This is a genomic window from Xanthomonas sp. WHRI 10207 (assembly GCF_040202975.1).
GTDB lineage: Bacteria > Pseudomonadota > Gammaproteobacteria > Xanthomonadales > Xanthomonadaceae > Xanthomonas.
On the sequence record NZ_JBEGDX010000003.1, the window covers coordinates 349,079 to 361,723 of the forward strand.

The 12,645-nt window shown below is 65.4% G+C and carries 10 protein-coding genes; 8 read left to right on the forward strand and 2 right to left on the reverse strand.

Going from position 1 to position 12,645, the window contains the following annotated elements; genetic code table 11:
- Window positions 1-184: 184 nt before the first annotated feature.
- Window positions 185-847, forward strand: a complete 663-nt coding sequence (locus tag ABQU90_RS12005; protein WP_349780860.1) for a phage integrase N-terminal SAM-like domain-containing protein — start codon at window positions 185-187, stop codon at window positions 845-847.
- A 400-nt stretch (window positions 848-1,247) separates the two neighbouring features.
- Here the strand turns inward: ABQU90_RS12005 and ilvD are convergent, their stop codons facing one another.
- On the reverse strand, window positions 1,248-3,086 hold the full coding sequence (ilvD, locus tag ABQU90_RS12010) for a dihydroxy-acid dehydratase (protein WP_055853423.1): 1,839 nt from the start codon (window positions 3,084-3,086) through the stop codon (window positions 1,248-1,250).
- A 405-nt stretch (window positions 3,087-3,491) separates the two neighbouring features.
- Between ilvD and ABQU90_RS12015 the strand changes: the two genes are divergently transcribed.
- Window positions 3,492-3,758 carry a YkgJ family cysteine cluster protein gene (locus ABQU90_RS12015; protein ID WP_115561029.1) on the forward strand — a complete coding sequence of 89 codons (267 nt, stop codon included), beginning with the start codon at window positions 3,492-3,494 and terminating at the stop codon, window positions 3,756-3,758.
- Between the two features lie 56 nt (window positions 3,759-3,814).
- Here the strand turns inward: ABQU90_RS12015 and ABQU90_RS12020 are convergent, their stop codons facing one another.
- Window positions 3,815-4,360, reverse strand: a complete 546-nt coding sequence (locus ABQU90_RS12020; protein WP_115552709.1) for a gamma carbonic anhydrase family protein — start codon at window positions 4,358-4,360, stop codon at window positions 3,815-3,817.
- A gap of 916 nt (window positions 4,361-5,276) precedes the next feature.
- Here ABQU90_RS12020 and ABQU90_RS12025 point away from each other — a divergent pair.
- The 6 genes from ABQU90_RS12025 (at window position 5,277) to ABQU90_RS12050 (ending at window position 12,543) form a co-directional block, all read left to right on the forward strand.
- Window positions 5,277-6,587 carry an MFS transporter gene (locus tag ABQU90_RS12025; protein ID WP_323517967.1) on the forward strand — a complete coding sequence of 437 codons (1,311 nt, stop codon included), beginning with the start codon at window positions 5,277-5,279 and terminating at the stop codon, window positions 6,585-6,587.
- Window positions 6,588-6,737: 150 nt separating this feature from the next.
- Window positions 6,738-7,991 (forward strand): cyclic di-GMP phosphodiesterase, encoded by a 1,254-nt coding sequence (locus ABQU90_RS12030; RefSeq protein WP_311239197.1) that lies wholly within the window; start codon window positions 6,738-6,740, stop codon window positions 7,989-7,991.
- Window positions 7,992-8,596: 605 nt separating this feature from the next.
- Window positions 8,597-9,073 (forward strand): MarR family winged helix-turn-helix transcriptional regulator, encoded by a 477-nt coding sequence (locus ABQU90_RS12035; protein WP_115552710.1) that lies wholly within the window; start codon window positions 8,597-8,599, stop codon window positions 9,071-9,073.
- Window positions 9,074-9,210: 137 nt separating this feature from the next.
- The gene (locus ABQU90_RS12040; protein ID WP_323521086.1) at window positions 9,211-10,230 is read left to right on the forward strand and encodes a SphA family protein; all 1,020 of its coding nucleotides are present in this window, start codon (window positions 9,211-9,213) and stop codon (window positions 10,228-10,230) included.
- Between the two features lie 33 nt (window positions 10,231-10,263).
- Window positions 10,264-11,031 (forward strand): coniferyl-alcohol dehydrogenase, encoded by a 768-nt coding sequence (locus ABQU90_RS12045; protein ID WP_055853410.1) that lies wholly within the window; start codon window positions 10,264-10,266, stop codon window positions 11,029-11,031.
- 30 nt (window positions 11,032-11,061) lie between these two features.
- On the forward strand, window positions 11,062-12,543 hold the full coding sequence (locus ABQU90_RS12050) for a benzaldehyde dehydrogenase (RefSeq protein ID WP_115526830.1): 1,482 nt from the start codon (window positions 11,062-11,064) through the stop codon (window positions 12,541-12,543).
- The last annotated feature ends 102 nt before the right edge of the window (window positions 12,544-12,645 follow it).

Genomic DNA, 12,645 nt, shown 5'->3' on the forward strand with positions numbered 1-12,645 from the left:
CGCGACACCCCCAGTGCCAGCTAACAACTATTCGAAGTCAAAAAGGTGCACAGCACCGGGGCGTAGTACGTAATTTCTGACCTCCCCATCCAGTGCAACCCCAGTCGTATCAACGCAGTGTGCCGATCGTGGTGCGTGACCACGATACATAAGTATGTCGCATTCCCTGGCGCGACTCATCTGAATGCGACCGTATCATTCCGACCGAACGGCTTCAATCTCCTGGTCTGCATCGGGTGCCAGGCAGCCGTCTTCGGCAGCGCCGACCGGGCGCCCGGCTCGGCTGCTGGATCGCGTCTGCGTTCGGTTGCGGCGGCTGGGCCGTGCCAAGCGCACCGAGGATGCCTATGTTGGCTGGATTCGGCGCTTCATCCTGGCCAACGGCAAACGGCATCCAGAGGCGATGGGAGTGCGCGACGTGGAAGCGTTCCTGATTCTGCTGGCGGCGCGCGATCATGTGGCGCCTTCGATGCAGAATCAGGTGCTGGCCGCTTTGCTGTTTCTGTATCGCGAGGTGTTGGGACGCGATCTACCATGGATGGACGTGATTCGGCGGGCCAAGCGGCCGCGGCGGTTGCCTACGGTCTTGAGTGAGGCGGAGGTCATGGCGGTGCTGGCGCGGATGGAAGTGCGTCAGGCACTAATGGCGGCACTGCTCTACGGGACCGGCATGCGTTTGGTGGAATGCGTGCGCCTACGCATCAAGAATGTGGATGTGGCACGCAACGAGATCGTGGTGCGCGACGGCGAGAGTGATAGCGACGGGCTGGTGCCACTGGCGCTCAGTCTGCGCGCGGCGATGATGCAGCAATGCGAGCGGGAACCGCTGCATCGTGCGGGGAAGTGATGACCTGTGCCCGGTGGGTGGTGTTGTCGCATGCGGTAGCGCGCAAGTATTCCCATGCCCATGCCCATGCCGATGCCGATGCCGATGCCGATGCCGCGCCATAGTTGGCAGTATCCGTTCGGTCTCCGCGTCAGTCGGTGGATCCAGGCATCCGCCGGATTGGCCGGCGTCACGCTTACATGGACGTTCTGCTGGGTGCGTTGCAGCGGGCGCGGTTTAGGTTCGTCGGCTTTGTCGCGTGATCGCGTGGCTGCCCCCATCCGCCCTTCGGGCACCTTCCCCCGCAGGCGGGGGAAGGGCGGAGGGCGGTTTTTCCGTGAGTCTTCGTAAGTCTAGGGTGTGCAGTTGGTCACGGCCGCGGCTGCGGGGACGGACGGCATGGGCCTGGCTCGGAGATATCTCAGCCGTCCAACAACGCCTTGTCCCGCACCGCGCCCTTGTCCGCGCTGGTCGCCAGCAACGCATACGCCTTCAACGCCGTGGTGACCTTGCGCGGGCGTACCTCTACTGGCTTCCAGCCCTTGGCGTCCTGCTCGGCGCGACGACTAGCAAGCTCTTCGTCGGACACCAGCAGATTGATCGAGCGATTGGGGATGTCGATCAGGACCTTGTCGCCATCGCGCACCAAACCGATCGCGCCGCCTGCGGCCGCTTCCGGTGAGGCGTGGCCGATCGACAGGCCCGAGGTGCCGCCGGAGAAGCGGCCGTCGGTGAGCAGGGCGCATTGCTTGCCCAGGCCCTTGGATTTGAGATAGCTGGTGGGGTACAGCATTTCCTGCATGCCGGGGCCGCCCTTGGGGCCTTCGTAGCGAATCACCACGATGTCGCCTGCCTTTACTTCGTCGGCAAGAATGCCCTTGACCGCCGAATCCTGGCTTTCATAGACGCGGGCGTTGCCTTCGAACACGTGGATGGATTCGTCCACGCCAGCGGTTTTCACCACGCAGCCGTCGCGGGCGATATTGCCGTACAGCACGGCGAGGCCGCCTTCCTGCGAGAACGCGTGCGCGACATCGCGAATGCAGCCGTCGCTGCGGTCGGTATCCAGGCTGTCCCAGCGCGTGGCCTGGCTGAAGGCGATCTGCGTGGGGATGCCGCCCGGTCCGGCCTTGTAGAACGTATGCACCTTTTCATCGCCGGTCTGGGTGACATCCCATTGCGCGATGGCGTCGGCCAGGGTGCGTGCATGCACCGTGGCTGCGTTGGTATGCAGCAGGCCGCCACGTGCGAGCTCGCCGAGAATGGCCATGATGCCGCCAGCGCGATGCACGTCTTCGATGTGGTACTTGGGCGTATTCGGCGCCACCTTGCATAGCTGCGGCACGCGCTTGGATAGGCGGTCGATGTCGCGCATGCCGAATGGCACTTCGCCTTCCTGCGCGGCGGCGAGCAGATGCAGGATGGTGTTGGTCGAGCCGCCCATGGCGATGTCCAATGTCATCGCATTTTCGAACGCTTCGAAGGTGGCAATGCCGCGCGGCAGTGCGGTGGGATCTTCGCCGCCATACCAGCGGTGGCACAGTTCCACCGCCACGCGCCCCGCACGCAGGAACAGTTGCTCGCGGTCGGCATGCGTGGCCACCACGGTGCCGTTGCCCGGCAGCGACAAGCCCAGCGCTTCGGTCAGGCAGTTCATCGAGTTGGCGGTGAACATGCCCGAGCACGAGCCGCAGGTGGGGCAGGCGCTGCGTTCGAATTCGGCGACTTTCTCATCCGATGCGCTGTCGTCGGCAGCGATCACCATGGCGTCGATCAGATCGAGTTTATGTTCGGACAACTTGGTCTTACCGGCTTCCATCGGGCCGCCGGAGACGAACACGGTCGGGATATTCAGCCGCAACGCGGCCATCAACATGCCCGGCGTAATCTTGTCGCAGTTGGAAATGCACACCAGCGCGTCGGCGCAATGCGCATTGACCATGTACTCGACCGAGTCGGCGATGATTTCGCGACTGGGCAGCGAATACAGCATGCCGTCGTGGCCCATCGCGATGCCGTCGTCCACGGCGATGGTGTCGAACTCCTTGGCCACGCCGCCGACGCGCTCGATTTCGCGCGCGACGAGCTGACCAAGATCCTTCAGGTGCACGTGCCCGGGCACGAACTGGGTGAAGGAATTGGCGATGGCGATGATGGGCTTGTGGAAGTCGCCATCCTGCATGCCGGTGGCGCGCCAGAGTGCGCGCGCGCCAGCCATGTTGCGGCCGTGGGTGGAGGTCTTGGAGCGGTATTCGGGCATGGCGATGTCGACAACTGATCAGCGAGCGGTGGCTGGCAATTAGAGCGCGTCGCGACTGTTGCTGCTGCAACCGTCACGGCGCGTTCTGGCGATCGGTCACGGTAGCACGCAGCCGCCAGGCACGAGCGCGGCGGCAGGCGAGCTCGGATGCGGCGAACGCGTGGCCGGGCAGGCGTGTGCGGCTGGCCGAACGGTTCATCGATGCGGCGCGACGCGCGCGCCTTCCAGGCTGCACGCCGGCGCGCCGGTTCGGGCGTGCCACGATAACCGCAGCGCTCACCGTGAGGCCGGTGCGTTCGCCCCGCAGCGTCGTCGCCAACCATGCGAATCGCAGTGCCACGCGCCTCGCCCACACGCACCTGACGTTCGCTCGCTACGTTCTGCTGGCCGCTCTAAACTGCGCGCATGACCTCTGCCATGTCGTGCCGCGCCGGCTGTGCCGCGTGCTGCATCGCGCCCTCGATCAGTTCGCCAATCCCCGGCATGCCCAACGGCAAGCCGGCCGGGGTGGCGTGCGTGCAGCTGGACGCGCAGCTGGGCTGCCGGTTGTTCGGGTCGCCGCAGCGCCCGGCGGTGTGCGGCAGCCTGCGGCCGTCGCTGGAGATGTGCGGCACATCGCGCGAACAGGCGTTGACGATGCTGACGGCGTTGGAGCGCGCCACGCAGCCCTGAAAGACCAGCCCTGTGCTGGTGCGGCGATGCCAGTCAGGAGTCGGCCGTGCGGCTGCTCAGTCGCGGACAGGCGCGCTCAGATACTGATCCTTGAGCCGCACATAATGTTGCGCGGAGTAGTGCAGGCTTTCGATTTCCTTGTCGCTGAGCGTGCGCGCCAGCCGCGCAGGATTGCCCAGCCACAATTCCGCTTCGCCAACCACTTTGCCCGGCCCCACCACCGCACCGGCGCCGACAAAGCCGTAGCGTTTGATGGTGGCCCCATCCAGCACGCAGGCGCCCATGCCGATCAGGCACAGGTCTTCGATGGTGCAGGCGTGCAGGATGGTGCCGTGGCCCACGGTCACGTCCTCGCCGATGATGGTTGGATAGCCGGCCTTGTTGAACGGGCTGTGGTGGCTGACGTGAATGATGGTGCCGTCCTGCACATTGGTGCGTGCGCCGATCTGCACATGATTGACGTCGCCGCGGATCACCGTGCCTGGCCACACCGATACATCGTCGCCCAGGCTCACCTTGCCGATGATGGTGCAGGCCGGGTCGACATAGACGCGTTCACCCAGCTGTGGGGTGTGTTCCAGAAACGGGCGAATCGGGGTCACGGCACTCTCCGGTCAATCAACGTGCCGCCAACTGCGGACACGTCTGGATGATACCTGTGCGGTGCGGATTGGCGCGGCAGCGGTCGTACTGCGCAATGGATGTCGCCAGATGCGCACGTGTGTTGTGGATGCCGTGGACGCGGCATGCCGCGATGTGTGTTGGGCCAGGCTGTGGTCAATCGCTGCAGACGAATAGCGCCCTTTTGAAGTCACACGCGGTGCTGCTGCCTGAGCATGCCGCACATCCGGCGATCCGACAGACACGCAGCGCGTCCGCTGCCCATGATGCATGCATGACCAGGAGCAGGTAACAGAACTACGGCGCGGCCACCGGGCGGGCAGGGCCGGTGCTCGGAATCGGCATGGGCGACGCGTACGCTCCGTTTATGCACGCGCTGTCCGCACCCACCTGACGGTTGTTCGAGCGGGTTTGTGAGGCGCTCCAAGCCCCATGGAGCGTTGTCGCCGTGACATTCGTCGACACGGTGTATTGCGCAAGTTGGCGCAACACTGCGCACAAGCGACGCACACTCTCGTCAAGGGCGATCTCGCACAGCTAACGAGATAACGCTGCGGAGGCGAACGCTGCGGCCGCGCCGGATCTGATCGCTAGGCGCGCCGTACCTGAAGGAGCAGCCGGCAACGCAGAGAGCACACCCGAACGCATCGCTGCGCAAGCGAAGTCCGGTTTGCCGGTCGTCCGATAAGCGCACAACACTGCGGTAATCGGTCTTGAACACCACCTGCAATCGGCCTAGCGTGCATGCGGTTGCCACGCGTTGATCGCGGTCTGCCGCACGTACCAGTTTTTCCAGTTGGCGGCCACGTGGCGTGGCACGGCGCACAAGGCACGCCGCGATGCCGCACGTCCTGCAGCGACACTAGACCAGCACGCCTCATCTCACAGGACACCCCAATGCTCCAAAGCACCCCAACTTCCACGCACTTTGTCCTGGAGCGCATGACGCCGTTCCAGTGGAGGGCCGTGGCGGTGTGCGTGCTGCTGACGATGCTCGACGGCTTCGACGTGATGGCGATGGCATTCACCGCTCCGCACGTGTCGGCGGACTGGCAGCTGTCGGGCAAGCTGCTGGGGGCGCTGTTCAGTGCCGGGCTGGTCGGCATGGCGGTGGGCTCGCTGTTGCTGGCGCCGTTGGCAGACCGCATCGGCCGCCGTGCGCTGATCCTGGTGTGCCTGGCCATCCTGACCGTCGGCATGGGCGCGTCCGCGCTGGCGGGCGATGTTTGGCAGCTGGGCGCGCTGCGGGCGTTCACCGGGGTCGGGATCGGCGGCATGCTGGCCTGCGTGGCGGTGACCGCTGCCGAATATTCCACCGCACGCTGGCGCAGTACGGCGACGGTGCTGCAGGCCACCGGCTACCCGGTCGGGGCGACGATCGGGGGCGCGATCGCGGCGCTGCTGGTGCAGCACTGGTCCTGGCCAGCGGTGTTCTGGCTCGGTGCGCTCGGCTCGCTGCTCTGCGTGCCGCTGGTGCTGGCCTTTTTGCCCGAATCGCTGGACTTTTTGATCGCCCGCCGGCCGCCCCACGCGCATGCACGCTTCAATGCGGTGCTGGCACGCATGGGGATGGCGCCGCATCCGCAGTTGCCGCTGCCACCTGCGCAGGCGGCAGGGCAGGCGCAGGGGTATGCGGCCTTGTTCGTGGGTAAGCTACGGCGGCAATCGCTGCTGATCGCGCTGGCGTTCTTCCTGCTGATGTTCGCGTTCTACTTCGTGCTCAGCTGGACGCCCAAGCTGCTGGTGACCGCCGGCCTGTCGGCGGCCGAGGGCCTTACCGGCGGGGTGCTGCTGAACCTGGGCGGCATTGTGGGCGGCACGTTATTCAGTTGGTTGGCCCTGCGCGGGCGCTTGTCGCGGCTCACCGCCGGCGCACTGGTGCTGGTGGCGATCGGGATGGTCGCGTTCGGGTTGAGCAGCACGGTGCTGAGTTGGGCATTTGTCACCGCGTTGCTGACCGGTGCGGCCCTGACGGCGGCGATGGGTGGGCTGTATGCGGTTGCGCCGGTGGTCTTTACCGCGGCGGTGCGCTCCACCGGCATGGGCTGGTCGATCGGGATCGGGCGTCTGGGCGCCATTGCCTCGCCGCTGTGCGCCGGGGTGCTGCTGGATGCCGGTTGGTCGCCGGCCATGTTGTATCTGGCCTGTGGCGTGCCGTTGCTGTTCGCCGCTGCTGCGGTGGTGGCGATGCGCTTGCCGGAGCGCTGAATTGCTCAGCTTGCGGTGCCCAATGCCGGCTGGTGTGGCGGCTGCGGTTACGTTCGTAGACCAAAGAAATCGCGACCGGTGCCGATAACTCCGGAGACCGCCAAGCCCGTGGCGGACTCTTCCGTGGATATTGTGCAGACCAGCGCCGGCATGCTCAGAACCATCGACTCCGACCAACTCCGTCCCGGCATGTATGTCTACAAGCTGCTGGGCGCGTGGGTGCACCATCCGTTCTGGAAAACGTCCTTTCTGGTCGATTCCGACGATGTGGACAAGATTCACGGCAGCCGGATCGAGCAACTGGTGATCGACACCGCCCGCGGCCTGGATGTGGACACCGGCGCGACGGTCGACGAGCAGGAGACGGGCGCTGCGCCACCGCCGCCGCCCACGCCGGAACCGGAGCCCGAACCGCCGGAGCCGGCGTCCACCGCGCGCAGTGCACGGACCAACAGCGTCACCGCGCAGGTCGGGATCGAAGCCGAAGTGGTGCGGGCGCGGCGTATTTTTGAAGACGGCCGCGACATGGTGGAAGCGATGTTTCGCGACGTGCGGCTGGGGCGCACCGTCGACACCGAGGCGGCCATGCCGCTGGTGGAAGCCATCAACGATTCGGTACTGCGTCATCCGCAGGCCTTGATCAGCGTGGCGCGGCTCAAGACCGCCGACGACTACACCTATCTGCATTCGATGGCCGTGGCCGGGCTGATGAGCGGGCTGGCGCGGCAGCTCGGTCTGCCCGAGGCGCAGGTGGTGGAAGCGGCGATGGGCGGCCTGCTGCACGACATGGGCAAGGCGGTGACGCCGTTGGACATTCTCAACAAGCCCGGCCGGCTCACCAACGACGAGATGGAAGTGATGCGCCAGCATCCGCTGGATGGGCATCGCCTGCTGATGGCCGGCGGCGTGCAGAACGCGGTGGTGCTGGAAATCGCGCTGCATCATCACGAAAAGATGGATGGCAGCGGGTACCCCAACTGCCTGGTCGGCGAAGACATCTCGCTGATGTCGCGGATGGGCGCGGTGTGCGATGTGTACGACGCCATCAGTTCCGACCGCCCCTATAAACGCGCCTGGGACCCTGCCGAATCGCTTAAGCAGATGGCGTCGTGGAAGGGTCACTTCGACCCGGCGATCTTTCAGGCATTCGTGCGCCGGCTGGGCATTTATCCGGTCGGCTCGCTGGTGCGTCTGGAATCGCAAAAGTTGGCCGTGGTGATCGAACAGACCCCGGACGCGCTGCTCAAGCCCAAGGTGCGCGTGTTCTATTCGGCCAAGTTGCGCAGCCACGTGCTGGTGCAGGACATTGACCTGTCGCGGCCCGACTGCCAGGACCGCATTGCGCAGATGGAAAGCCCGACCGACTGGGGCTTCCGCGATCTCGAGAAGCTCTGGCTGCCGTAGGCGCGCTGCGCAGGGCTGCGTTGCCGGGCGTTGCATGCGCAGCGCGGGCGGGCGCGGGCATCGGTGATCTCGACAGTGGGCTGCGGCGATAACGCCGTGGCAGCCATCGCAGCTGGCTCACCTGCGATCGGTACTTGCCTTCCCGCCACCCGGCACTCGGCACTCGGCACTCGGCACCAGGCACCAGGCACCAGGCACCAGGCACCAGGCACCCAGCACCCAGCACCCAGCACCCAGCACCCAGCACCCGTCCGCGGACTAGCGAGCGCGACCATGCTGCGCTGCAGCTTGGCAATGTAGTTATGATCAATAACTATTCCGGAACGCAATCACTTGCCGACCGGATCTCATGTCCAAGCCGTGCCTGGATCACCGCCGTCCCCCGCACATCGCAGCGCTGCTGTACCGATGGCAGGCGCATGCGTGGAAGAGCGGTGCGGCAGGCGCACGGACGCGTGCGCAGATACCGCACGTACCGGCAGCCTGCATGTCCACATCGGCAGGCCTGGCCGCGTCTACAATGCGCTGCACGCCGGGGATCGGCGTTGCGGACCGGGCGCATGGCGCGTACCGCTCCGCCCGCTGCCTTTGTCGCGAGAACCGTCATGCCCGCTACTGCCACTGCTGCACCGTTGCCCGATGCCATCACTGCGGTGGACCAGGCGCGTCTGCTGCGACTGCTGGGCTATCGCATCACCCGCACCGAACTGCTGGTGCGGCGGATGTTCCAGGAGTGCGTTGCCGCCTTCGATCTGAAGCCGGTCGATTTTTCCCTACTGATGCTGGTGGACGGCAATCCGGGCATCAATCAGCGCCAGATCGGCGACGTGTTGCATGTCTCGGCTCCGAATCTGGCCATCGTGGTGGCGCGCCTGGTCAAGCGCCGTCTGCTGCGTCAGGTGCGCGGGCGTCAGGACCGGCGCATGCAGCATCTGTCATTGACGCCGGCCGGCGTCACCCTGCTGACCGATGCCGAAGCCGAAGTGCTGCGCATGGAACAGCAGCTCAGTGCCGTACTCGGTACCAGCGAGGCGCCGCTGCTGCGCGCGCTCGATCGCCTGGATCGGCTCGACACGCTGTAACTCCTCTGCGCCAGCCCGTTGCCGGGCGGCGTGATCTCACCAACGTCTTGATGGCACGTGCTGTGCGTAGCGCGGGGATCGCCCCTGCCTGACCGCGTGCCAGGTGGCACGCCCGCTGTTTTCTTCCAACGCTGGAGATGTGCGTCGTGATTCGACCCTGGGTGGTGCGTGGCGTGGCTGTAAAGGCAATGTGGCGGGTGCGTGCAGCGCTCGGCATCGTGGGGCTGTTTGCGAGCGGGGCGGCGCTGGCGCAGGGCGTGCCGCAGAGCATGGCGTTGACCAATGGCCTCAACACCGGCGGGACGAGTTTTCTGGATGGTTTTACCCGCACCACACCCGGCTGGGCGGTGATCACCTACCTGCGCCAGACCTCGCTGGATTCGGTGAAGGACGCGCGTGGCGACGATGTGCCGGTGTTCGACAACCCGCGCATCGACTCGACGCTGCTGCTGACGCAGATCGCGTACGTCACGCCTTACAAATTGTTCGGTGGCGTAGTGGGCTTCAACACGCTACTGCCGCTGGTGAATCTGGATGCCTCGTTCGGTCGCAACAGCATCGCCACCTTGCGCGACAACGGCGCCGGCGTGGGCGATCTGACCTTCGGCCCGTATGTGCAGATGCTGCCGGTAATGCGCGACGGGCGGCCGGTGTTCTCGCAGCGTTTCGAATTCAACGCGGTGGCACCGATCGGCAAGTTCGACCGCGACCGCGATCTCAACCAGGGCTCGGGCTATTGGTCGCTGATCCCCAATTACGCAGTGACCGTGCTGCCCACGCCCAAGTGGGAAATCAGCGCACGCTTCAACTACGTCTACAACTTTCGCAGCGAGCGCCGGCCCAACCTGCCCGACGGGTTTGCCTTCCGCAACGGCCAGGCTGGCGACGCGGGCTGGATCAATTTCGCCACCTCCTGGGAAGTGGTGCCGGATGTGCGATTCGGCATCAACGCGTATTACCTCACGCAATTTCGCGATAACCGCACCAATGGCCAGCGCGTGCCCGACAGCCGCCAGCGTGTGTTCTACGCCGGCCCGGGCGGTGTGTGGCGGTTCGATGCCGACAACATCCTGTTCGCCAATCTTTATCTGCCGGTGAAAGTCAGAAACGCGGCTTCCGGCAACAACGTCAACCTGCAGTACGTCCATGTGTTCTAGTGCCGGCGCAGCTGGCTCCTACGGAGGGTGGCAATGAATTTGCAAAACAAGACGATCGTGGTGACCGGTGTGGCGTCGGGTATCGGCGCAGAGGTCGCACGGCTTGCGCGGTTCCATGGCGCCACGGTGATCGGTGTCGATCGCACTCCGGTGCAGATGACCCTGCATGGCTTCCATCAGGCCGACCTGGGCGATACGGCCTCCATCGATGCGCTGGTGCGCGCGCTGCCGGAGAAGATCGATGCCCTGGCCAACGTGGCCGGCGTGCCGGGCACCGCACCGCTGGATGTGGTGGCACGCGTCAATTACCTGGGCCTGCGGCATCTGAGTCAGGCGCTGCTGCCGCGCATCGTGGCCGGTGGCAGCATCATCAATGTCGCGTCGATCCTGGGCGCAGAATGGCCGCAGCGGCTGGACCTGCACAAGCAATTGGCCGCTACCGACAGTTTCGACGCCGGCACCGCATGGCTGGCCGCGCATCCGGTGGCGCACGACACCTGCTATCAGTACTTCAAGGAAGCGTTGATCGTGTGGACCTTGCTGCAATCGCGGCCGTGGTTTGCCGAGCGCGGTGTGCGTGTCAACAACGTCTCGCCCGGGCCGGTGTTTACCCCGATCCTTGGTGATTTCGCCGCCATGCTGGGCGAGGAACGCGTCAAGGAAGACGCCAAGCGCATGACACGCCCTGCGTATGCCGACGAAGTGGCCGAGGCCATCGTGTTTCTCGCATCCGATGCCGCGCGCTGGATCAACGGCATCACTCTGCCGGTCGATGGCGGCCTGGCATCCACCACGCTGTAATTCCCCCACTGTTTTAGCAGGAGCTAGACCATGAATGCTCTTCCCAGCGCAGCGGTCGCTGCGACCGCGACACCCGCTTGGCACGGCTGCATCTTCAATGGCGATTGGGTGCCCGGCCACGGCGGCGCGTTGCCGATCTATGAGCCGGCCACCGGCGGTTTGTTGCACGAGGTGAGCAAGGCCGATCTGGCCGATGTTGCCGCCGCTGTGGCACAGGCCAAACAGGCGCAGCGCGCCTGGGCCGCTACCGCGCCACGCGAGCGTGCTGCGATCTTCCATCGCGCTGCACAGGTGATGCAGGCACGCAGTGCCGAAGCCGCGTTGCTGATCGCACGCGAAACCGGCGGCATCCTGCCCAAGGCGCAGCGCGAAGTCGATGAAGCTGTGGTGTTCTACCAGCAGTCCGCCGGCCTGCCGTTGCAGGCGGTTGGGCAGGTGCTGCCGACCGGCGCGGGCCAGCTCAGCCTTGCCCGTCATCTGCCGTTGGGCGTGGTAGCGGTGATTTCTCCGTTCAACTTTCCGCTGATTCTGTCGCTGCGCTCGGTTGCACCGGCATTGGCGATGGGCAATGCGGTCATCCTTAAACCCGACCCGCGCACGCCGTACACCGGTGGTGTGATCATTGCGCAGGTGCTGGAAGAAGCGGGCCTGCCGAAGGGCTTGCTGCATGTGCTGCACGGCGATGCGCAGATCGGTCAGGCGTTGGTAGAAGCGCCGGATGTTCCGATGATCGCCTTTACCGGCTCCACTGCCGCTGGCCGCCGCATCGGCGAAATTGCCGGGCGACATCTGAAAAAAGTGGCGCTGGAACTCGGCGGCAACAACGCAGTGATTGTGCTCGACGACGCGGATCTAGACCGCGCTGCATCGGCGATTGCCTTTGGTGCTTACCTGCATCAGGGCCAGATCTGCATGGCCACCGGACGGGTGCTGGTACAGCGCAGCGTGGCGGATGCGCTGACCCAGCGTCTGGCGGAAAAAGCGCGGCATCTGCCGGTGGGCGACCCGGTCAGCGGCACCGTGGCATTGGGCCCGATCATCGACCAGCGCCAGCTGCAACGCGTGATCGATATCGTCACCGACAGCGTCGCTGCCGGTGCCGTGGTGGAAGCCGGCGCGACCAACGAGGGGCTGTTCTACGCGGCCACCGTGCTGTCCAACGTGCGCCCCGGTATGCGCGTGTTCGATGAAGAGGTGTTCGGGCCGGTGATCAACATCACCGTGTTCGATACCGACGAAGAAGCCGCGGAAATGGCCAACCACAGCGAGTATGGTCTGGCCGCCGGCATCATGTCGGCGTCGGTGTCGCGCGCGCTGGCCCTGGGCGAACGCCTGCATACAGGGCTGCTGCATATCAACGACCAGACCGTGGTGGACGAGGTGATCAATCCATTCGGCGGCACCGGCGCATCCGGCAACGGCACCAGCGTCGGTGGCCCTGCTGATTGGGAGCAGTACACGCACTGGCAGTGGCTGACGATCAAGAACGAGGTACCGCAGTACCCGTTCTGATGGCAGGCGCCGGGATCGGCTAGCTGGTCCCGGCGCAGCTCCAAGACATGGCGGGTTGTGTCGCTGTGTCAGTGCCGAGCTTGTGGCGACGTTTTCGTGCCG

Excerpts from the sequence above, each read along its gene's own strand:
- ABQU90_RS12035 (WP_115552710.1), top strand. The coding sequence starts at position 8,597 with ATGCCCGCTACTGCCACTGCTGCACCGTTGCCCGATGCCATCACTGCG.
- ABQU90_RS12025 (WP_323517967.1), top strand. The coding sequence starts at position 5,277 with ATGCTCCAAAGCACCCCAACTTCCACGCACTTTGTCCTGGAGCGCATG.
- ABQU90_RS12005 (WP_349780860.1), top strand. The coding sequence starts at position 185 with ATGCGACCGTATCATTCCGACCGAACGGCTTCAATCTCCTGGTCTGCA.
- ABQU90_RS12045 (WP_055853410.1), top strand. The coding sequence starts at position 10,264 with ATGAATTTGCAAAACAAGACGATCGTGGTGACCGGTGTGGCGTCGGGT.
- ABQU90_RS12030 (WP_311239197.1), top strand. The coding sequence starts at position 6,738 with ATGCTCAGAACCATCGACTCCGACCAACTCCGTCCCGGCATGTATGTC.
- ABQU90_RS12040 (WP_323521086.1), top strand. The coding sequence starts at position 9,211 with ATGTGCGTCGTGATTCGACCCTGGGTGGTGCGTGGCGTGGCTGTAAAG.
- ilvD (WP_055853423.1), bottom strand. The coding sequence starts at position 3,086 with ATGCCCGAATACCGCTCCAAGACCTCCACCCACGGCCGCAACATGGCT.
- ABQU90_RS12015 (WP_115561029.1), top strand. The coding sequence starts at position 3,492 with ATGACCTCTGCCATGTCGTGCCGCGCCGGCTGTGCCGCGTGCTGCATC.
- ABQU90_RS12050 (WP_115526830.1), top strand. The coding sequence starts at position 11,062 with ATGAATGCTCTTCCCAGCGCAGCGGTCGCTGCGACCGCGACACCCGCT.